This window comes from Cohnella sp. GCM10020058, assembly GCF_042683485.1.
Lineage (GTDB): Bacteria > Bacillota > Bacilli > Paenibacillales > Paenibacillaceae > Cohnella.
In genome coordinates, this window is the sequence record NZ_JBHUJV010000015.1 from 412,931 (window position 1) to 434,084 (window position 21,154).

Genomic DNA, 21,154 nt, shown 5'->3' on the forward strand with positions numbered 1-21,154 from the left:
CCATGCCTATCTGCACAGCGCTTCCAAAGCGTAAGGTTACCTAATGACTGGCGATTTTTTCATTGGGAGGGAATTTGGAGTGAAGAGAAAACCCGCGCGGACAAGCCGCCTGCTGGCGGCTGTCTTGCTGTGGACTTCGGTATTTTCCGGAGGCTATTATCTGGTGCAAGCGGCAGGAAGCGACGGTACGACGGGAGCTCCGGAGGCCGTAACGACGGTCGCCTCGGAGACGGACGCAAGTTTGAATGGAGCGGCGCAGGCTGTAGGGGGGGCCCAAGGTCTGCTAGGCGAGTATTTTGCCGGCACGAGCAGCTTTGATTTTGGCGATTATAAGGGCACGACGATCGATTCGCAGATTAACTTTACGAATCTGGATCCTGTGCTGCAGACCTATGCGGGCAAGCAGGACAACGCCAACGTGCGTTGGACCGGTCAGCTGGCAGTGCCGCAGACGGGCGATTATACGTTTTACATGATCGGAGACAACGGCTTTAGACTATGGATCGACGACCAGCCGGTCATCGATCACTGGGTGAACGATTGGGACAAGGAGCAGACGAGCGCACCGATCTCTCTCCAGGGCGGCACAAAGCACAAGATCAAGATTGAATACTTCGAAGACTTCGGCGGTTCGAACCTCTATCTCAAGTGGTCCACGGCGACCATAGCCAAGGAGATCGTGCCGGCTTCGGCGTTCTATCTGGCCGAAGGGTACGCAGGACCGGTGTCGGGCTTTATTCCGTCAGACGGCTTAAGCGTCACGATGGCTACATATGCGGACTTAGGCGCGCTGCCAGCCGGACTGAAGGATCATCTGGCCGTGACGGTCGACGATCAGCCGATCCAGCTCCTCGCTGCAGGCGCCGGAGCGTCGCCGACGTCCCTGACGCTGAATCTGGGGATGGCCGTGAAGCCCGGCCAGCGGCTGAACGTCTCCTATGACGGACAAGCGGGGCTGCAGCTGTCGGACGGCACGCCGGTAGCGGCCTTCCGCTTCACGCCGTCCAACAACTCAGAAGCGATCAGCTACGAGCCGATCGCGATCGCGATGTCGCTGTACGGCAGCGCCAAGACGAACCGCTCGTTCGCCTGGTACACGCCGTACGACAAGCCGAATGCGGCGCCGGCCAACATTTTGGACAGCATCGTTGAGGTCGTCCCTGCGGGCAAGGCGTTCGACTCGCAGGACGCGAAGCGTTACGCAGGCAAACCCGAGGAGACGCGGGTGCTGACGAACCTCAAGATTACGAACTCTACCACCGGCTCTTTCATCAGCCATAAGGTGCTGGTCGACGGCCTGACGCCCGGCACGGCGTATCAATACCGCGTCGGCAACGACGGCCACTGGAGCCAGGTGGGCAGCTTTACGACGGAGGGCAACGACGACCACAATTACGAATTCCTCTATATGACCGACTCCCAGGGCGCCAACACGAACGATTACGAGGTGTGGGCGAAGACGCTGGGCAATGCGCTGGACGATTATCCGAACGCGAAGTTCATGGTCATGACCGGCGACCAGGTGGATGCGGGCGCGCTGGAGTCGCAGTGGCTGGATTATTTCGGCAAACCGCAGAAGCTGCTGATGAACCTGCCGCTGATGGCTGCGGTCGGCAACCACGAAGGGCCTTATAACGACAACTACTACTACCATCTCAACTATCCGAACAATTCGATCGAGAAGCCGTTGCCGCCGGGCAGCGTGTATGCGTTCGATTACGGCGACGCGCATATCATGGTGCTCAATACGATGGATATCGGTTGGGACGAAAATCAGAAGGAATCGTTCAGACAACAGATCGAGTGGCTGAAAAGAGAGGTTGCGCAGACGGACAAAAAGTGGAAGGTCGTCGCGTTCCATAAGGCGATCTACTCGCTCGGCAACCACGCGGTCGACAGCGATATCCTGGCCCTGCGCGAAACGCTCTATCCGGCGTTCGACGAGCTCGGCATCGACGTCGTGCTGCAGGGACACGACCATACGTTCATGCGTTCCTATCAAATGTACGGCAACAAGCCGGTCGCCAACATTCAAAAGGACGAGGACGGCAATCCGCTCAATCCGGACGGCACGCTTTACATGATCAACAACTCCGCCGGGACCAAGTATTACGACCTCAAGAACGGCGTCGACCGTTTTTACGCGGCCGTCTACGAGCAGCCGTACGAGCCGATCTACTCGGGCATCCGGATGACGGAAGACAGCTTCACGATCGATTCGTACAAATCCGGGCAGGACAAGCCGTTCGATACGTATACAATCGTCCGCAAGGACAGCAAGCCTGCCGCGGTAGAGGAACTGAAGGCAGCACCGGCGGGAACCGGCAAGACCAAGCTCTCCTGGCGCTTGCCGGCGTCCAGCTCGGACGACGCGATCCGCGGCTTCCGCATCTACGAAGCGACGGGCAAGCTCGGCGCCAACTGGAGCGTATACGTGCCGATTGCCGCAGGGCAGACCGACTACAGCTATACGGTAGAAGGAACGAGCGCGTCCAAGGGCTATAAGTTTGCGGTACGCGCGGTAGACAAGCGGGACAACTCGGATGCGGCTTTTGCGAGCACGGTGGGCCTCTCTCCGGCGGCTCCGAACGCGCCGAAGGTCGACGACGGACGCAATACGTTCGGCTGGACGAACGTGCCGGGCTACGACAAGGCGTCCGACTATGAATTCAGCGTCGACGGCGGCGTTTCTTGGCAGCCGGCGACAGTCAACCCGCAGCCGGTCGGCGATATGGATTATGCGGCAGGCAAGGTACAGGTGCGCGTTGCGGCAGATGAAACGGTCGGCACCGCAGCAGGCGAGCCGCTGCTCTCCGATGCGCCGTTTACGGTCAACAGCAAGCTTGATACGTATCAGATCGCAGGCGAACTGAAGCGCGGGGACAAGCTTCAGGCCAACGTTACGGTAGAGCGGCTGGAAGCGTACGACGGCGATGCCTATGTCGTGTTCCAGCTGCTCAAGGGAGAAACGCCGCAACTGATCAACGCCGTGCCGCTCAAGAAGGGCAAGCTCAGCATCGCGCAATACTTCGATGTAAGCGGCGCGGCTTATAGCGTGAAGGTGCTCGTGCTCGATCAGTTCGACAACAATCTGAGCCTGCCTGAGCAGCTCGCGAGAGCGAAGGTGCTTCAGTGACGGAGAGAAGGAAAGGAATGAACGCGGTGAAGAAATACGTGGCGGCCGTTATGTTATGGATACTCGCGCTCTCGCCGGCAGCCGGCTATGCAGCCGCTCCCTTCGAGCTTGCCGTAAGCGCGAAGGAGGTGCTGCGCGGAGGCACGATCACGCTGTCCGGCACGGGCGCCGGCATCGGCGCGCAGGTCGCGGTGAAAATCGTGAGCCCGTCCAAGACGACCTTCTTCGTCGACGTGCTGACGGCAACGAACGGCAGCTACGCCAAGACGCTGACGATCTCGTCCGATGCGGCTCTCGCGCCGTACGGCACCTACACGGTAATCGCCGGCTCCGGCTCGGACTCGGCACAAAAAACGTTCGCTGTCGTCGAAAAGCTCGGCAGCGGCAACGAGAATCCGGGCAACGAGAATCCGGGCAATGAAACCCCGGGCAACAACAATCCGGGCAACAGTAACCCGGGCACGACGCCTGCGAACGGTTCGGCCATTCCGGCGGGAGCCGGCAAAGCATCCGGCTCGGTCGCGCAGCCGGAGCTGTCGCAGGACGGCCGCTATGTGATCGGCGCCGACACGATGGAAGCCGCGATCAAGCAGCCTGGCAGTTCCGTCACGATCGAGCTGCCAGCGGCCGCCCTCAAGAGCGGTACGCCGCTGGAGCTGTCCGCAGCTTCGTTCAAGTCGCTAAGCGACAACAACCGGGAGCTGGTGCTGTCCGCCGGCGATCTCAAGATCCAGCTGCCCGCCGGGGCGATTCCCGTGTCCCCAGACGCGCAGGCCAAGGTACGGCTAACGCTGAATACCGCTTTAACCGGCGAAGCGCAAAGCCAGATCGACCGTTCGATTCGTTCTGACGCGTCTTACAAATTCACGGGCATCGTCTTGTCGGTCGATATTCAGCTTTTGTCCGGCAGCACGAGCTCGGATATCCATAACCTGAGCAAGCCCGCAACGGTGACGATCAAGCTGACGCCGGAGCAGGCGGCGGCCATTTCTGCCCAGACGGCAGGCGTCTATTTCCTGAACGGCGATCAGGCCGAGTATGCGGGCGGCACGGTCGATGGCGGCGTGCTGACCTTTAAGCCGAAGCACTTCTCGACGTATGCCGTGCTTCAGTACGACAAGCGCTTCGCCGATCTGGCGTCGCATTGGTCCGAAAACGCGGTCCGTTCGCTGGCGGCCAAGCATATCGTCACCGGCGTGGACGCGACGCATTACGAGCCGTCGCGGAGCATCACCCGCGCGGAGTTCGCCACGATCCTGATGCGCGCGGTCGATTGGAAGGGCGAAGCGCCGGCGGCTGCCGGTACGGCCCAACCGTTCAAGGACGTCGCAGCCAGCCAGTATTATGCCGAGCCGGTCGCTATGGCATCTGCGCTGGGCATTCTATCCGGCTACGACGGCGCCTTCCGTCCGAACGACAAGATCACCCGCGAAGAAGCGGCGGTCGCGCTGGTGCGTGCGGCCAAATATTTCAGCCTGGGCAGCGGAAGCAGCGGAAGCAACGCAAGCGCCGGCAAGACTGCATTTGCCGACCAAACGGACATCTCCGTCTGGGCAACCGCAGCCGTCGAGCAAGCATCGACGCAAGGTCTGATGCAAGGCGACGGAAAGCAGTTCAATCCGAAGAGCCCTGTGGTGCGCGCTGAAGCCGCCGCGATGATCGACCGGCTGCTGCCGGTCGCCACGAACTAATCCAAGTGCGGGAGGATCCGAACCCCATGTTAAAAAGGTGGATTGCGGCCGCAATGGCTGCGCTGCTGCTGTACGGCGTCTTGTCGTCGGCGGCGCCGGGCGCGGCGCATGCGGAAGAGACCGCTGCCGATAGCTATACGAAGACCTGGAACGTCGCCCTGAACTCGACGGCGACGGCTTCCGGCAAGTGCAACGCCAACGAATCGGCGTCCGCTGCCGTCGACGGCAAGCTCACGACCAAGTGGTGCGACAATACCACGGTCAAAAAGAAGTGGCTGAAGCTCGATCTGGGCAAAACCTACAATATCAACCAGTGGGTCGTCAAAAACGCCGCCATCGGCGAATCGGCCAACAGTCCGTTTTGGAATACGAAGGACTATCGCCTTCAACGCAGCGACGACGGAACGACCTGGGAAGATATCGACGTCGTGCGCAACAACGCGCAGACGCTCGTCGACCGTCAGGTGCCGACGTTCTCCGCCCGTTACGTCCGCGTGTATATCGACCAGGCGGCATACGACAACAACACGGCGCGCCTCTACGAGGTCGAGATCTATGGCGTAGAAGCGGACCAGATTCCCGCGGCTCCGGCCACCGATCTGCTGCCTGTCGATTACGTCGATCCGTTTATCAACACGCTCGGCGACAACGGGCAGACCAATCCGGGGCCGACGATGCCCTTCGGCCTGGCTTCCGTCGGTCCCGACGGCGACGGCGGCGCCTTCAGCGGCTACTATTATCAGGACCGCTTCCTGAAGGGCTTCTCCCAGCTTCGATTCAGCGGCGTAGGCTGCAGCGGCGCAGGCGGCAACATTCTGATGATGCCCGAGACCCGCTCCTTTACCAAGAACAGCAGCGAATACAAGCAGCAATACGACAAGAGCAGCGAATCTGCTTCTCCGGGCTACTACGGCGTGACGCTGGCGAGCGGCATCAAGGTCGACCTGACAGCCTCCGACAACGTCGGCTTTCACCGCTATACGTTCCCGGGTACCGACACCGGCTCGGTGCTGGTCGATCTCTCCAACTCCTACGCGGGCATGGTGGACGCCAACCTCAAGGTAGAAGGCGCCAATGAGATCAGCGGCATGATCCAGTCCAAAAACGTTTGCGGACACGGCTACTATACGATCTATTATTCGATCCAATTCGATCGCGACTTCGATTCGTATTCGTCCTGGCAGGGCGATTCGGTGGGCGCTGTGGCGTCTCGCACCGGATTCAACAGCGGCGTATGGCTGAACTTCAACACGAAGAACAGTGCGGTCATTCAGGCGAAGGTCGGGCTGTCGACGATCAGCGTGGAGCAGGCCAAATACGAGCGTTCGCACGACATTCCGGACTGGGACTTCGAAGCGCAGCATCAGCGCACGCGAAGCGCCTGGAGCGACGTCTTGAACAAGGTCGAGATCAAGGGCGGCGACGAGGAGAACAAGCGGGTGTTCTACACCCAGCTGTACCATTCCTTCCTTCATCCGAAAAACGTAACGAGCTCGAGCGGCACGTTCCGCGCGGGCCGGGACGAGAACACGGTCCGCCAGGCTTCCGAGCTGGGCGAGGACTTCGAGTATTACAACGGCTGGTCGACCTGGGACGACTTCCGCAAGTATGCGCTGTACTCGGTACTCGATCCCAAGCGGTATGAAAACATGGTGAAGTCGATGGTCGACCTGTACAGCACGAGGGGCTCGTACGTGCAGTGGGGCGACGGTTATTGGCCAAGCCCGACCGTGCGCAACGAGTTCAACGGCGCGGTCATTCTGGACGCCTACGCGAAGGGCTTCACCGATTTCGACGCGTACAAGGCGCTCCAGGGAATGGCGGTCGACACGGACAACTACACGGTGAGCGACAGCGAGATCTCGGGCAAGCTGGAAAAGGCGTACAGCGCCTACTTCCCGATGAAGCTGGCAGCGATGCTCGGCGATAAGACGATCTACGAAAAGTACAAAGCGGTCGCCTTGTCCTACAAGTCGCTGTGGAACGCCAATCAGGTGGACGAGAAAGGCGACAAGCGCGGCTTTTTCACCCCGAACGCCCAGACGGTCGCAAAGACCGACGTCACGGCGGTGGACAAGTACGCTTATCAAGGCAATCTGTGGACGTACCGCTGGTTCGTGCCGCAAGACGTCGGCGGGCTGGCAGATCTGATGGGCGGCAAGCAAGCGATGGCGCAGGATCTGCAGCATTTCTTCGCGATCGACGAATACATGGCGATCAACGAGCCGGATTTGCAGGTTCCGTATCTGTTCAACTACCTGGGGCACCCTTACCTGACCCAGTATTACGCGCGCGAATTCACGACGGAAGTCGTCACGCAAAAGTATCACAACCACGGTCCTTACGCGTACCCGATCCAATCGCGCGTCTACCGCGACGATCCGGAAGGCTATCTGCCGTCGATGGACGACGATGCGGGCGGCATGTCCTCCTGGTTCGTCTACAGCGCGATGGGTCTGTACCCGGCCAATCCGGGCGATCCTTACTTCCTGATCGGCTCGCCGATCTTTGACGAGATGACGCTGCATCTCGACGGCGGCAAGACGTTTACGATCAAGGCGAACAACGTTTCGAGCGAAAATCGCTTCATTCAATCGGCGAAGCTGAACGGCGCCGACTTTAATCAGGCATGGATCAACTACGACGACATTATGGCAGGCGGCACGATTTCGTTCGAGATGGGTGCGACGCCCAACACGAGTTGGGGCGCTGCCGCAAGTGCGGCGCCGCCGACCGCCGATTACGACGCGACCGTGGACAATGCGCTGGCTCGCCGGACGCTCGTCCCCGCGGGAGCGGAGTGGAAGTATATGGACAAGGGTCAGGCGGCTGCAATCGGCTGGACGGGACGCTCGTTCGACGACAGCAGCTGGGCTGCCGGCGCCGCGCCGCTCGGCTACGACAGCAAAAATTACGCAAATACGAAGACGAGCTACGGCCCGGACGCCAACAACAAGTATCCGACCACGTATTTCCGCAAGACGTTCGAGGTGGCGGATCCTAAGCAGCTCATCCAGCTGAACGCCAGCCTGATTCGCGACGACGGCGCGATCGTGTACTTGAACGGGCGCGAGATCATTCGTACGAACATGCCGTCGGGCACGGTGAGCTACGGCACGTACGCCAATGCGACCGTCGGCGACGAGCGGGACGTGAACGTGTATACGATCGATCCGTCTTACCTGGTCGCAGGCACGAACGTATTAACCGCCGAGGTTCACCAGGTGAACGCGACCAGCTCGGACATCGCCTTCGATCTCGGACTGGAGGCCATCGTACCGATGGTCAAGCCGGGGGCGCCGACCGCGCCGGTACAGGACGACACGGCCAATACGTTTGGCTGGACCGTCGTTTCCGGATTCGAGCAGGCGAAGGATTATGAGTTCAGCGTGAACGGCGGACAGAGCTGGAAGCCGGCGACCGCCAATCCGCAGACCGTCGGACCGCTCGCCTACCGTGCCGGCCAGGTGCAGGTGCGGGTCAAAGCCGACGATGCGCGGGGCGTGACCTCGGGCGAAGCCTTGCTCTCCGATGCGGCCTATACGTCGGATATTCAGTGGAACGTATACGACCTGCAGGCGGACGTCGGACGGGACGGCAATATGGACGTCCGCGTCACGGGTACGCTGAAGGGCGACTATGAAGGCTCCGCCTACGCGGTCATCCAGCTGATGGACGGCAACGACCAGGCCTGGGTGAGCAGCGCCATGCCGGTCGAGGCCGGCGGGTTCGAAGTGTCGCAGATCTTTAACGTCAACGCGGAGAAGTTCAAGGTGAACGTATACTTGGTCGACGCGTTTGACGGCGACATCTACAATTCCTTGTGGCTCGCCGAGCCGGTCGTATCGGAGCCGGAGCCGAAGCCAGCGCCGGGCGAAGATCCGCCCGAGCAGCCGGAGCCGCTGCCCGATCCGCTGCCGATCCCGGTCAAGCCGCCGCTGCCGCCGCTCGATCCGATCCAGCCGGACGAGCCGCCGGTGACGGAGCCTGGTCTCGTGCAGTTCGAGGGACGCAGCGAATGGAGCACGGCCGTGAATACGTTTAACAACCGGCCTTTGCAGACAGAAGACGGCAACGGAGGCACGATCGTCGCCAACACGTTCGACGGCGCATGGCTCGCTTATACGGACGTCGATCTCGGCACCGAAGGCGCCAACCATATTACGGTCGAATACGCGGCTCCAACTGCCAAAGTACCAGCTGACGCCAAGCTGGAGGTTCGCCTAGGCAGCGTGGACGGAGAGTTGCTCGGTACCGTGGCCCTGCCGCGGACAGGCACCGAGTGGACGTCGTACAAGACGGCGGACGCGCAGTTTACGAAGACCGTGGCGGGCAAACAGACGCTATATATCGTCATGCACGGAAGCACGACAAGCGGACTTCCGTACATCGGCAACTTCGACCGCATGACGTTCGCCAACTGGAAGCTTCGCAGCGACTACGCCAAGCTGGAGCTGGAGAAGTACGACGCCTGGACCGACAGCGTGAACCCCGTCAACGGCGGTCCGCTCAAGACCGAGAACGGCAAGAGCGGCCAACAGGTCGCCAACACGTTCACCGGCGCATGGTTGGCTTACAAGCATATGGACTTCGGCACTGAAGGCGTTAATCAGTTCAGCATCGAATACTCGGGCAACAGCACGAGCGTACCGGCGGATGCCGCGGTGGAAGTACGATTGGATTCCGTCGACGGGGCGCTGATCGGCAAGGTCGGCGCGCCGCCTACCGCCGCCGCGTGGGGAACGTACAAGACCGTGACCGCTGCGTTGACGCAGACTGTCACAGGCGTTCGGGACGTTTACCTCGTACTGACCGGATCGACGGACACGACCTACAAGTACATCGGCAACTTCGACAATGCGGCGTTTACGCTCGCTGCGCCGGAGCAGCCGGTACGGACCGACTTCGCCAAGCTGGAGCTTGAGAGCTACGATGAATGGTCGACCGCATTGAACCCATACAACAATTCGCCGCTTGGCACCGAGAACGGCAAGAGCGGCAAGCAGATTAAAAATACGTTTAACGGCGCGTGGCTGGCGTTTAAGCGCATGGACTTCGGCAGCGCCGGCGTCGATCAAGTATCCGTCGAGTACAGCGGCAATACCGCCAGCTGCCCGGTGGATGCGGCGGTCGAAGTAAGGCTTGGCGCGCCGGACGGCGAGTTGGTCGGCAAGGTTCTGACGCCGCCGACAGCCGGCGCATGGGGCACGTACAAGACGGCGACGGCCAACCTGACGAAGAAGCTGTCCGGCGTGCAGGATGTTTACTTCGTGCTCGTGGGCACGTCGACCGCCACGTACAAGTATATCGGCAACTTCGACAATGCGGCCTTCGCGCTCAGCGAGCCGGATATCAATGTCGAGTTCGAGAACCGCAGCGAGTGGTCGACGGACAAGAACACGTTTAACAACAATGCGCTTAAAACGGAGGGCAACAACGGCGGCACCACGGTCGGCAACACCTTCACCGGCGCGTGGCTGACCTACAAGGATCTCGCGTTCGGGACGATCGGCAAAAACTACGTCGAGATCGTCTATGACGCGCCGACGAACCGGGTGCCTGCGGACGTCGTCGCCGAGATCCGGCTGAACGACAAGGACGGCGAGCTCGTCGGCACCGTCAGCCTGCCGAATACGGGCAGCGGCTGGGGCTCGTACAAGACCGCCGGCGCCGCGCTGAACCGGACGCTCACCGGCAAGCAGACGCTCTGCATCGTATTCAAGGGCAGTACGACATCCAGCCTCCTGTACATCGGTAATCTGGATCGCATGACCTATTCGAGAAAGGCATAGAGAATAAAAAGCGCCGTAGCATTGTCCTAATGGACGTGCTGCGGCATTTTTATTTGGGTGATAGAGCTCAGTTAAAGGAAGATTTAGGCAATCCGTTCATAATCTATGCTATGGTTAAAGTAAAATTTTGAAAATAAAGGTGGTTAGATAGAGTTGAAATACGAGATTTTATACGGCCATTCATTCCCGATCGTAAAGCTTGCGCTGGAGAGCGGAGAATCCGTCAAGGCCGAGATGAACGCGATGGTATCCATGCCCCCTCATATTGATCTGAAAGGTACGGTCGATGGCGGAATTATGCGCGGACTTGGCCGGATGCTGAGCGGTGAGAAATTCTTTTTCCAAGAGTTGACCGCACGCGGCAGGCCCGGAGAGGTGATGTTGGCGCCGAGCTCGATCGGCGACGTGCAGGCGGTAGAGCTGGACGGCTCGTACAGTCTCTATGTACAGAAAGACGGTTTTCTAGCCGGTACCGCGGGCATCGAGGTAACGACCAAGATGCAAAATCTTAGCAGGGGCCTGTTCTCGGGAGAAGGCTTCTTTATCGTCAAGATCAGCGGCAGGGGAACGGTATTCCTGTCTTCCTTCGGCGCGATCCACGCGATCAATCTGGCGCCCGGCGAGGAGATCATTATCGACAACCAGCATCTCGTCGCCTGGCCGGATTATATGGACTATACCGTTCAAAAGGCGGCGAGCGGGTGGCTTAACACCTTTACTTCGGGCGAAGTGGCCGTCTGCCGATTCCGCGGGGAGGGCGTCGTTCTCATCCAGACGCGCAATGCACGCGGCTTTGGCGGCTGGGTGCAGCAGTTCTTGCCGTCTCCGGGGCGTTGACGCGAGCGAGCAGATCAAGTTGAGAGGAGCGATCGACAAATGCAGATTCAAAGAGGACAGCGAATTGATCTGACCGCTGGCGGAAAGAACGAGGAGATCGAGCTGCAGCTTGAATGGCAGGCTTCGACAGCGGGGCTGGATATTAACGGCTCCGCTTTTTTGCTTAACGCAGACGGCATCTGCGCGCGAGACGAAGACTTTATTTTTTACAATCAGCCGGTCAGCCGGCAGCATGCCGTCCGGCATGCGACAGAAAATGGCGGAGGTACGCGCGAAAGTCTGCGCATCTCATTTCCGAGGATGCCCGAAGACGTCGTTAAGCTGGCGATCACGTTGACGATTCACGATGCCGGCGGGCAGGGAGGGAGGGACCTTCGGCGAAGTCGCGCATGCGTTATGTCGCATACAATCTGCGTCAGGAGAGGAACTCGGAAGTTTCCTCTTTGCAGACAATCTCGGTAAGGAAAATGCGATTGTCGTCGGAGAAATCTACCTGCGCAACGGCGAATGGAAATATAATGCTGTCGGCAGCGGGTTCATCGGTGGCTTGGGCGCGCTCTGCAAGCACTTCGGCCTGGAGGTGGCAGACGAAGCGCTGCAAGAGAACGCAGTGTCTGATGCGGAAGCTGACAAAGTCCAGCTGAAGGCTGCAAAAGAGGAACTGGAAGCAGCAAGCGGCCAGGTATCTGCGGCAAAGCAAACACTAACTGAGCGGCCGGTCACTTCTATTGACTTGCGCAAAAAGCTCGTAGCCGTCACTTTGGAAAAGAAAAAGATATCCCGGGTAAAGGCGAGGGTTGCCTTGGTACTGGACATATCGGGCTCGATGGTGTCGCTATACCGCAACGGCACAGTCCAAGAGGTCGTTGAAAGGATTTTAGCCGTGGCCTGTCAGTTCGACGACGACGCGCAGCTGGACGTGTGGGTGTACGATCATGAATTTAGCCGGCTGCCGACCGCAGATGAGAGCAACTTCAAGAACTATGTGCTGCAGCATGTCTTGAACAACAAAAGCATCCACAAGTTCGGGCGCAACAATGAGCCGCCTGTCATGCAGGATGTCATCCGCAAGTACACCGAGGAAGAGCCTTCGGACCTGCCGGTTTACATTTTATTCATTAACGACGGAGGCATGGTAAAGGCCGTTCGCAAAATCATTACAGATTCGGCCGTCCTGCCGATCTTCTGGCAGTTCGTCGGGATCGGCCGCGGCGAGTTCCAGGTGCTGAAGCAGTTGGATACGATGGAGGGGCGCGTCGTCGATAATGCGAATTTTATTCCAGTCGACGACATCGCTTCGGTATCCGACGAATCGCTGTACGACAAGCTGCTGAACGAATTCCCGTCCTGGCTAAAGGAAGCGGCTGAAAAGGGTATTCTTAGGCGCTAAGCGTAGACCCAATCGCAAGCTGCGTTTTCTATTGGCCGATATCCTCCAGCCCTTGCCCGTACAGCCGCTTGGCGTTGCCGATCAGCGTCTGCGTGCCGACGATGAGGATGCAGTCGGGCGGCGGGCCTTCGCGAAGGGCGTCCAGCGCGTCCGCGAGAACCGGGAAGGCGGCGCAGCCGTCCGGGCAATATCGCTTAGCCACCTCCAGCGCGTCCTCCGGAAACGCAAGATGGCTCACGTCCGGCCGCGTCACGAGGATGCGGCTCGATATGGGGGCGAGCGTCTCGATGACGCCCGCATAGTCTTTTTCCTTCGGCACGCCGATCACCGCTGCGACACGCGCATCCCCCCCGAGTCCGAGCGATTCTACGACGCTCGCCAGGTAAGCGGCGGAGTCGCGGTGAATCGCGCCGTCGACGATCGTGAGCGGCTCGCGGCTCACGATCTCGCAGCGGCCGGGCCATTGCAGGCCGGCGAAGCAGGCGGCGACCGTCGCGGGATCGAGCGCCGCGCCTGCGATATCCTCGCACGCCTGCACCGCAAGTGCCGCATTGTCGGCCTGGAACGCGCCGAGTAGCGGCAGCGTCAGACCGGGATAAATCGACCGCCTGGTGCGGACGTCGAACGATGTGCCGCGCGGGGATATCGCGACATGCTCGGCCGCGAAAGCTTCGCCGGCGACGGTCGCCCGCCCGCCGGATCCGTCCGCGAGGCCGACGTCCGGCGCATCCCTTTCCCCGGTCTCAATCCGCGCCTCTCCCCGCGCTCCCAAAGCTTCCCGTGCCGTTGCCGACCCGCCAAGCTGCGCCGCGATCAAGCTGCGCACGTCGTCCCGCTGCACCCCGACGTACAACCGTGTATCCGCCGACTTTGCGATGCCCAGCTTATGCCGCACGATGTCGTCGATGCCGGGACCGAGCTCGCGAACATGCTCCTCCATGATCGCCGTGACGACCGCCCATTCGTTCGCGAGCACGTTGGCATCGTCGAAGCGCCCGCCCCGACCGCATTCGACGACGTTAATGTCGGTGCCTTGCTCCGCGAACCAACTGACCGCGATCGCAAGCGACACGCCGACCGGACCTTGATAGGTCGTCGCTTCCAAGCCGCGCTCGATCTCCGCCCAAGCCGGCTCGATTTGACGCGCGATGCGCACGAAATCTGCTTCCCCGATCGCGCGCCCGTCAATACGGATCCGCTCACGGTAGTCTACCAGATGCGGAGAGGTGAACAAGCCGACCTTATAGCCGAGATGACTGAGCAGAGAGGAGACGAGACGCGAGGTCGATCCTTTTCCCTTGCTGCCCGTTACGAGTACGAATCGCCGCCCGCGGTCCGGCGCGCCGAGCAAATCGAGCAGGAGGCGGGTCAGGTGGGGGCTGCGGACCTGTTCGTCGCCCGCGGCCTTCAATCGCGGCGCTGCGCGCAGGTACGAGCGGTAGACGAGGTCCTCGGCCTCGCGTTGGTTGTGGATCGACATGCGTTCGGACGCTCCTTTTTACAATTAAGGAATGGTGTGACCGAGATCGCATCGGACGCAGAAATTCAGCAACTTTCAGCGCTCTCCAGCCGTCAATCTATTCCGTCCATTATAGCAAAGCCTGCAGCGCCCGCCATAGCTTATCCTGCCGCGAGCCATTCCGACGCAAAAACCAGCCGCCCAAACGCCAAACAGCCCTCCGCTCGAACGCGAGCGAAGAGCCGTCCTTTCCCACAAAATTTAAGGCTTCAAAACAACCTTAATACATCCGTCTTCCTTGTCGTTGAAAATCTTGTACGCCTCGCTCGCCTGCTCGAGCGGGACGCGGTGCGTCACGATCTCGGTCGGGTCGAACTCGCCGCTTACGATCATGTCGAACAGCTTCGGCATATAGTGGATGGCGGGTGCCTGTCCCATTTTCACCGTCAGGTTGCGCTCGAACATATGGCCCAGCGGGAACATGTTGTAGAGCGCGCCGTATACGCCCGTCAACTGAATCGTACCAAACTTGCGGACCGCGTCCATCGCGATATCGATCGCGCTCAGGGTGCCGCCTTGCAGCTTCAGCTTCTGGCCGATTTTCTCGAGTGCGCTTTTTTTGCCGTCCATGCCGACGCAGTCGATGACGACGTCCGTACCGCCGCGCGTAATCTCGCGGATGTGCAGGGCGACTTCGTCGTGCTCGTCGAAATTGATCGTTTCGACGTTGTTCATCTTGCGCGCGTGCGCGAGACGATAAGGGACGTTGTCGACCGCGATGATTCGCATCGCGCCTTTCATGGCGGCAAATTTCTGGACCATCAGCCCGACCGGTCCGCACCCGAGCACGGTCACCGTGTCGCCCGGCTTCACGCCGGCGTTCTCGACGCTCCAATACGCGGTCGGCAGGACGTCCGACAGAAAGAGCAGCGCCTCGTCCGGCATTTCACACGATTCGGGAATTACGAGGGGCATGAAGTTGCCATAAGGAACATGCAAATATTCGGCCTGCCCGCCGGGATAGTTGCCGTAGCGTTCGGTATAGCCCAGATAGCCGCCGGAGTCGACCTCCTTAAGGGGCGGGTGGAGGTTCGAATTGTCGCACTGGCTCTCCATGTCGTGCTCGCAATAATAACATTTGCCGCAAGACACGTTAAAAGGAATGACGACCCGGTCGCCCTTTTTGACGCGCGTCACTTCGGGACCGACTTCTTCGACGATGCCCATCGGCTCGTGGCCGATAACGGAGCCCTTATGCGTAGGCATGCCGCCCAGATAAATATGCAGATCGGAACCGCAGATCGCCGTGGAGGTAATGCGCACGATGATATCGTCCTTTTGCTTCAATCTCGGATCCTCGACCTCTTTAACCTGGATGTCCTTGTTTCCCTGGAAGGTTACCGCCCGCATGCTCTGTCGTCCTCCTTCGGCGTGATGTGGAATTCCGGCGATCATTATTAAGTACCCTGTAGGATGGCAATTCCTTCAGGGATTAATCCGCAGCCGCGGCGGGTAAAGTTGAATATCCCATGACAGCCAAACGGAGGTAACCGATATGTCCATGACCGTATACGGCGTATTCGACACGAGCAAGGAAGTCATCGACGCGATTCAGTCTTTGAAAATAAGGGGACATTCCGACCATGATCTGACGGTCGTCGCGGACCGGGAAGAGTCCTGGAGCCTCGGCAACCTGGGGCAGGCGGCGGATTTGGTCGAGGTGGAAGGCGCCGGCGCGGGCAATGGTTCGCTGCTGGGCAAGGTGAAGCGCATCATCAAGGCGGGCGGGGACAGCGAGCTGTCCGGCCGGCTCGAGGAGATCGGCCTTACGAACGGCGAAGCGATGGAGTACGCGCCGGAGGTGGACAAGGGGCGGTTCTTACTGCTGATCGGCCATGACAACGGGCTGACCGACGACGTCGTCGCCAGCTCGCCGGCCGAGGATAACGTGTCGGACAGCGCGATTCGCAATCAGGCGATCGACCGGGAGCTGCCCCGCATTCTGTCCAAGGATGGTCCGCTGCCGCCAAGCGAGCGAATCTGACCGGCTTTCGCGTTATCGCTCCGAGCCGCAGATCCGACGAGGAGCCGCGCCCTGCAAGGGGGCGTGGCTCTTTTGGCGTACCCGCTGTATAATGAAAATAGCTTGCAGCGCGACTATAAATGGGGTGCGATGAGTATGACACAATCCAGCGATTCCAATCCGTCCGCGTCCGTGGACAAGCCGGAGCAGAAAAAGATCAGTCTGGCTGAAGCGATGAAGCAGCGTCTGGCCCAGAAAAAGCAGGCCGCGGCGCAGGGCAGCGGACAGCAGAGCGGTTTTTCGACCGACGTGAAGCAGATGCGCAGCCAAATTAAAAAGAAGCCGAACAACCAGAAGAAACGTACGGGCGTATAAAGCGTACTTCGCACGGTTTGGCGCGGAGGCCCGGCCGATTGGCGATCGGGCTTGTTTTTATTAAAACGGAAGTAGGATGATGATGGCAGAGCATATGAAGCTTGACGGCGAATGGCCGGCATTGACTTGGCCGCTCTCGCTGAAGGATGCCTTGGCGCCGCAAACCCGGGAATCGCTAACGCAAATGGCGAGACTGCTGAGGATAGACGATTGGAAGAACGAACAGGACAAAGACAAGCTTGTCGGCGGTCTCCTGACCGTGTTGGCCGACTATGCCGCCCAATCGACGCAATTGTGGGACGAAGAACGGTGGGCGATCATTCGCAGGCTGGTGAAAAATAAAGGTCTGATGGCGGACCCGCCCGAATCCGGCCCGGTCGCTTACTATTTGGCCCAGCGCGGGATCGCATATCCCGGCGAGGTAAACGGCAAGAAGTCGCTTGTCATGCCGGCCGAGCTGGTTGAGCGGTTCGCCAAGCTGGAAGGGCTGTCCGGCACGCCTGCGCATGTGAGGCGCAATACGGAGCACATCAAGCTCACGCAGGGGCTGCTTTACTATTACGGCGTGCTGGAGGAGCCCGAGCTGGAGGCGCGCCTGATCGCATTGACGGGAGAGACGCCCGAGGGCGGTCGCGATATGTTCGAGGTACTGGTCGACGCGCTCGACTTCCGCGCGATGTACGATTTCGACGAAGATGCGCTGTATGCGAACCTCGACGTCGAAGAGCCGCAGGAGCTGCTGCGTATTCAACAAGCGCGGGGAGATCTGCCGTACCGCGAATTCACCAAGGCCGAGCTGCTCAAGGCGGGAGAGTACGAATACGTCGAGCGGACGAAGGCGCATCAGGAGCTGGCCGGATTTCTGGCCCGCGAATACGCGGTGGACAAGCAGGAAACGGACACGATCGCCGAGATTTGCGCGGATACGTTCAAGAACGGCAAGTCGATGAGCGCGGCATTCGAGATTTTGCAGTTCGAGTTTTCGATCGAGGATGCGCAAACTGTCGAGGAAGTCGGCGAGTTGCTCGCGCGGCTCAACAACGGCACGAGATCGTGGGTGCTGAAAGGACATCGTCCGGACGAGCTCAAGATAACGATGGGGGGCGGCATTCCGTCCAACGTGCTCGCCATGCCGCAGCGCTCGCACCAGGCGGACGTCATCTCGATCCAGACCGGCCGCAAGATCGGCCGCAACGATCCTTGCCCGTGCGGCAGCGGCAAGAAGTTCAAGAAATGCTGCGGGGCCGTCGGAGACTAAGTCTGACTTGCACCGGAGAGACGCGCAGCAACAACAAAAAGCTCCCGCCATTTTGAACTTGGCGGGAGCTTTTTATGCGTGCTCTCTATGCTGATTCGGGTGGAGTCGAACGTGGAGAGGGAAGCGTGCTAATGGCGTGCCGGCGCTTATTTCGCGGTTTGGCGGGCCGAAAAGCCTGCATTTGTACATGTATTTTCAACCGACGCGCCACACTTGGTGAAATGCCTGCAAATATGCAGGTAAATTGACAGCACAAGCTGGAAACCCGGCTGACGGAGGAAAATACCTGTATTTTCGCATCTTTTTTGTCCAATGGGGGCGATAGCGGCAAAAAAAGATGTATATTTGCAGGTTTAGCGGCGAGAACGACGCGGGTGACGATGGGGCAATCGGTCGGAGCAGCCCAACGGATTGGCCCATCGGAGCAGCCCATCGAAGCGGGGTCATCGAAGCGGGGTCATCGAAGCCTCATCTTAGCCTCATCGAAGCCTCGTCGAAGCCTCATCGAAGCCTCGTCGAAGCCTCATCGAAGCCTCATCGAAGCCTCGTCAAAGCCCCATCGAAGCCCCATCGAAGCCTCATCGAAGCCTCATCGAAGCCTCGTCGAAGCCTCATCTTAGCGGCTAATCGGAGCGGCTTACGTATGAATCATCGACAGGCGTTTTTATGTTCGCTTTTTTCGGCTTCAGCGGCGGCTTCTCCACTGCTTGCGGTAAGCAAGCGGCGTCAAGCCGGTACGTTCCTTGAAGAGGTTGATGAAGTGGCTGGCGTTGTCGATCCCGATCTGCTCCGCGATGTCTCCGATCGGCAGATCCGCGTATTTTAAATATTCCTTGGCATGGTTCATGCGGACTTGAATGAGATACTCGATGGGGGCGAGTCCGATATAGCGCTTGAATGACCGGGACAGATTAAATTTGCTGACCGAGCGCTCGTTCGCAAGCGCCTCAAGCGTCAGTCTTTCCTTGTAACGCGAATCGATGGCTTGCACGGTTTGCTTGACGTAGAACGGTACGTCTACGGGTGACTGTCCGCTGCCCGAGGCTAGGACGACCAGCTCCGTCAGGACGTCGGTAAGCAGCTTGGCACTCAGCAGCTCGGTGTGCGCAAAGTGAGAGCGATGAAGTTCGATCAGCTCGCGAATACATCCGGAAATGACGGAGTCGCTGCCTGCCGCGATGACGGGAGCAGACGTGTAACCCGAAAAGGCTTCATAATAATGGCGCGACTGGCTGCCGTTCAGATGGACCCAGAGCAGCTCCCACGTACCGTCTCCGCTTGTTGCGTAATGCTGATAGTCCAAGCAGTCGATAAAAAACGCTTGTCCGCTTGTCAAAGCGTACGATTGATTCCGATAGGTAAGCCTGCCGGACCCCGATACCGTATACACGATCAGATAGGAGTGGATCCCCTCGCGCTCCGTAAAGTAAGGCGCATTCGCGTGGAAATGCCCGACCTCCTGAACGAAGTAAAAGGCGTTTTTGGCCAAGTCCGACGGCGTTGCGATCAGCCTTACGGAGTCTGCGGACCAAGCGGGAGAGACGTTGACATAAGAAGCCGGCAATTCGCTCATCCTCTCCGCAAGAAACCAGGATTTTCGGGCAACTTCCTTCGATGTTTTCAAGATTATAACCGTTTACAATCTTGTTATAAAGCTTGGATTGCAAGAGAAGGAGGAATCGCCATGTCATGGCTCCAGCCGATCAAATCAATTCGAAAAGCACGGATCGGGCTTTATTCCGTTGGCCTGCGCGCCTATTGGGAGCAGTTCCCCGGGCTGCGCGAGCGCCTGGAGGGCTACGGTAAATTCATTGAAGGCAGGCTGTCCGAATGGGCAGACGTGTTCAACTTCGGCTTGGTCGATACGGAAGGAGAAGGCCGCCGCGCCGGCGAGTGGCTGAACGCGCAGGACGTCGATCTGGTGTTCTGCCATGCGGCCACGTATTCGACGAGTTCGATGGTGCTCCCCGTTCACCAGATTAACAAAGCGCCCGTCGTGTTTTTAAACCTGCAGCCGACCGAGCGCATCAACTACGAGGCGACGACGACAGGGGAGTGGCTGGCGCATTGCGGCGCCTGTCCGGTACCTGAATTCTCGAACGCATTCAACAGGGCAGGCATTCCCTTCCGCGTCGTCAACGGCCTACTCGGACTCAAGGAAACGCCGGCAGGGTCCCTGACGAATGAGGTTACTTATGAGCGGGAGGAAGCAATCCGTGCATGGCGAGAGATTCGGGCATGGGCGCAGGCCGCCGCCGTTCCGCGTACGCTTCGGCACAGCCGCTTTGGATTCCTGGGCAATACGTACAGCGGGATGCTCGATATGTACAGCGACTTTACGATGATCCAGGCGCAGACCGGCCTGCATGTCGAAGTGCTGGAGATGTGCGATCTCGATCGGCAGCTGCGATCGGTCACGCAGGACGACGTCAAGCACAAGCTCGATGAAGTGCGGGAGATGTTCGAGATCAGCGGGGATTCGCCTTCCGACCCGATTGCGAAACAGCCGACCGACGAGCAGCTTGAGTGGTCTTGCCGGGTTGCCGCTGCGCAGGAGAAGCTCGTGCGGGAATATGAGCTGGACGCGCTCTCCTACTATTATCATGGCGCGCCGGGCGGCGCTTACGAGAAGCTGCAAGGCGGGTTCATCGTAGGGCATTCGCTGCTCACGGCCCGCGGCATTCCGTGCTCCGGCGAAGGCGATCTGAAAACGGCCGTGGCGATGAAAATCTGCGATATCCTCGGCATCGGCGGCAGCTTCTCGGAGATCGTCGTCACGGATTATGTAGACGGTACGATTCTGCTCGGTCATGACGGCCCGTTCCATATCGCGATTGCAGAAGGTAAGCCCATTCTTCGCGGGATGGGGTTATATCATGGTAAGCAGGGCACCGGCGTTTCGGTGGAGGCTAAGGTCGCGTCCGGGCCGGTGACAACGCTGAACGTGACGCAGACGGGGGACGGCAGGCTGAAGTTGATCAGCAGCGAGGGCGAATCGACCGACGGACCGATCATGCGCATCGGCAACACGCAGACGCCCGTTCGTTTCCGCGAGCATCCGGATGCCTATATGACGAGATGGTTCGCCGAGGCGCCTACGCATCATTGCGCGTTGTCGGTCGGGCACAATGCCGGTTTGTTGGAAAAGGTGGGCCAGTTGCTGCAAGTCAAGCATGTAAGGCTGTAACCCGTT

Annotated in this window: 13 protein-coding genes and 1 pseudogene; 11 read left to right on the plus strand and 3 right to left on the minus strand. The window is 59.5% G+C overall.

The genetic code is table 11. From position 1 onward, the window contains the following. Window positions 1-79: 79 nt before the first annotated feature. From ACFSR7_RS26440 to ACFSR7_RS26470, 7 genes and pseudogenes are all read left to right on the plus strand, one after another. A complete protein-coding gene (locus ACFSR7_RS26440; protein ID WP_378166800.1) occupies window positions 80-3,136 on the plus strand; it encodes a PA14 domain-containing protein in 3,057 nt (1,018 codons plus the stop codon). Between the two features lie 17 nt (window positions 3,137-3,153). Continuing rightward, entirely contained in the window at window positions 3,154-4,827 is a 1,674-nt protein-coding gene (locus tag ACFSR7_RS26445) for an S-layer homology domain-containing protein (protein ID WP_378166802.1), read from the plus strand. Between the two features lie 26 nt (window positions 4,828-4,853). After that, the gene (locus ACFSR7_RS26450; RefSeq protein WP_378166804.1) at window positions 4,854-10,619 is read left to right on the plus strand and encodes a GH92 family glycosyl hydrolase; all 5,766 of its coding nucleotides are present in this window, start codon (window positions 4,854-4,856) and stop codon (window positions 10,617-10,619) included. Between the two features lie 153 nt (window positions 10,620-10,772). Continuing rightward, window positions 10,773-11,456 (plus strand): TIGR00266 family protein, encoded by a 684-nt coding sequence (locus ACFSR7_RS26455; RefSeq protein ID WP_378166806.1) that lies wholly within the window; start codon window positions 10,773-10,775, stop codon window positions 11,454-11,456. Window positions 11,457-11,495: 39 nt separating this feature from the next. After that, window positions 11,496-11,918 (plus strand): TerD family protein, encoded by a 423-nt coding sequence (locus ACFSR7_RS26460; protein ID WP_378166808.1) that lies wholly within the window; start codon window positions 11,496-11,498, stop codon window positions 11,916-11,918. Continuing rightward, a pseudogene (locus tag ACFSR7_RS26465) lies at window positions 11,875-11,967 on the plus strand (chemical-damaging agent resistance protein C); the annotation flags it as partial. The gene ACFSR7_RS26460 and the pseudogene ACFSR7_RS26465, both read left to right, overlap by 44 nt. Window positions 11,968-12,258: 291 nt before the next feature. Then, on the plus strand, window positions 12,259-12,846 hold the full coding sequence (locus ACFSR7_RS26470; RefSeq protein WP_378166853.1) for a vWA domain-containing protein: 588 nt from the start codon (window positions 12,259-12,261) through the stop codon (window positions 12,844-12,846). Window positions 12,847-12,874: 28 nt separating this feature from the next. Here the strand turns inward: ACFSR7_RS26470 and ACFSR7_RS26475 are convergent, their stop codons facing one another. Together ACFSR7_RS26475 and ACFSR7_RS26480 are read right to left on the minus strand one after the other, a co-directional pair. Beyond that, window positions 12,875-14,326 carry a bifunctional folylpolyglutamate synthase/dihydrofolate synthase gene (locus tag ACFSR7_RS26475; RefSeq protein ID WP_378166810.1) on the minus strand — a complete coding sequence of 484 codons (1,452 nt, stop codon included), beginning with the start codon at window positions 14,324-14,326 and terminating at the stop codon, window positions 12,875-12,877. Between the two features lie 240 nt (window positions 14,327-14,566). Further along, window positions 14,567-15,715, minus strand: coding sequence for a zinc-dependent alcohol dehydrogenase (locus tag ACFSR7_RS26480; protein ID WP_378166812.1), 1,149 nt, complete (start codon window positions 15,713-15,715; stop codon window positions 14,567-14,569). Between the two features lie 145 nt (window positions 15,716-15,860). Between ACFSR7_RS26480 and ACFSR7_RS26485 the strand changes: the two genes are divergently transcribed. The 3 genes from ACFSR7_RS26485 to ACFSR7_RS26495 all read left to right on the plus strand — a co-directional run bounded on the left by ACFSR7_RS26485 (window position 15,861) and on the right by ACFSR7_RS26495 (window position 17,961). Next, entirely contained in the window at window positions 15,861-16,349 is a 489-nt protein-coding gene (locus ACFSR7_RS26485; protein WP_378166814.1) for a general stress protein, read from the plus strand. A 135-nt stretch (window positions 16,350-16,484) separates the two neighbouring features. Next, the gene (locus tag ACFSR7_RS26490; RefSeq protein ID WP_378166816.1) at window positions 16,485-16,703 is read left to right on the plus strand and encodes a hypothetical protein; all 219 of its coding nucleotides are present in this window, start codon (window positions 16,485-16,487) and stop codon (window positions 16,701-16,703) included. Window positions 16,704-16,785: 82 nt separating this feature from the next. Then, window positions 16,786-17,961, plus strand: a complete 1,176-nt coding sequence (locus ACFSR7_RS26495; protein WP_378166817.1) for a YecA family protein — start codon at window positions 16,786-16,788, stop codon at window positions 17,959-17,961. Between the two features lie 685 nt (window positions 17,962-18,646). On the opposite strand, the gene ACFSR7_RS26500 is transcribed toward ACFSR7_RS26495, so the two are convergent. Beyond that, entirely contained in the window at window positions 18,647-19,534 is an 888-nt protein-coding gene (locus ACFSR7_RS26500; RefSeq protein ID WP_378166819.1) for a helix-turn-helix domain-containing protein, read from the minus strand. Between the two features lie 111 nt (window positions 19,535-19,645). Here ACFSR7_RS26500 and ACFSR7_RS26505 point away from each other — a divergent pair, with 111 nt between their 5' ends. Next, window positions 19,646-21,148: an L-arabinose isomerase family protein gene (locus ACFSR7_RS26505; protein ID WP_378166821.1), complete on the plus strand. Its 1,503-nt coding sequence runs from the start codon at window positions 19,646-19,648 to the stop codon at window positions 21,146-21,148. Window positions 21,149-21,154: the final 6 nt, after the last annotated feature.

What these genes read in the sequence shown, in the direction of transcription:
- ACFSR7_RS26460 (WP_378166808.1), top strand. Translation starts at nt 11,496, where the DNA reads ATGCAGATTCAAAGAGGACAGCGAATTGATCTGACCGCTGGCGGAAAG.
- ACFSR7_RS26495 (WP_378166817.1), top strand. Translation starts at nt 16,786, where the DNA reads ATGGCAGAGCATATGAAGCTTGACGGCGAATGGCCGGCATTGACTTGG.
- ACFSR7_RS26505 (WP_378166821.1), top strand. Translation starts at nt 19,646, where the DNA reads ATGTCATGGCTCCAGCCGATCAAATCAATTCGAAAAGCACGGATCGGG.
- ACFSR7_RS26500 (WP_378166819.1), bottom strand. Translation starts at nt 19,534, where the DNA reads ATGAGCGAATTGCCGGCTTCTTATGTCAACGTCTCTCCCGCTTGGTCC.
- ACFSR7_RS26475 (WP_378166810.1), bottom strand. Translation starts at nt 14,326, where the DNA reads ATGTCGATCCACAACCAACGCGAGGCCGAGGACCTCGTCTACCGCTCG.
- ACFSR7_RS26490 (WP_378166816.1), top strand. Translation starts at nt 16,485, where the DNA reads ATGACACAATCCAGCGATTCCAATCCGTCCGCGTCCGTGGACAAGCCG.
- ACFSR7_RS26485 (WP_378166814.1), top strand. Translation starts at nt 15,861, where the DNA reads ATGTCCATGACCGTATACGGCGTATTCGACACGAGCAAGGAAGTCATC.
- ACFSR7_RS26450 (WP_378166804.1), top strand. Translation starts at nt 4,854, where the DNA reads ATGTTAAAAAGGTGGATTGCGGCCGCAATGGCTGCGCTGCTGCTGTAC.
- ACFSR7_RS26480 (WP_378166812.1), bottom strand. Translation starts at nt 15,715, where the DNA reads ATGCGGGCGGTAACCTTCCAGGGAAACAAGGACATCCAGGTTAAAGAG.
- ACFSR7_RS26445 (WP_378166802.1), top strand. Translation starts at nt 3,154, where the DNA reads ATGAACGCGGTGAAGAAATACGTGGCGGCCGTTATGTTATGGATACTC.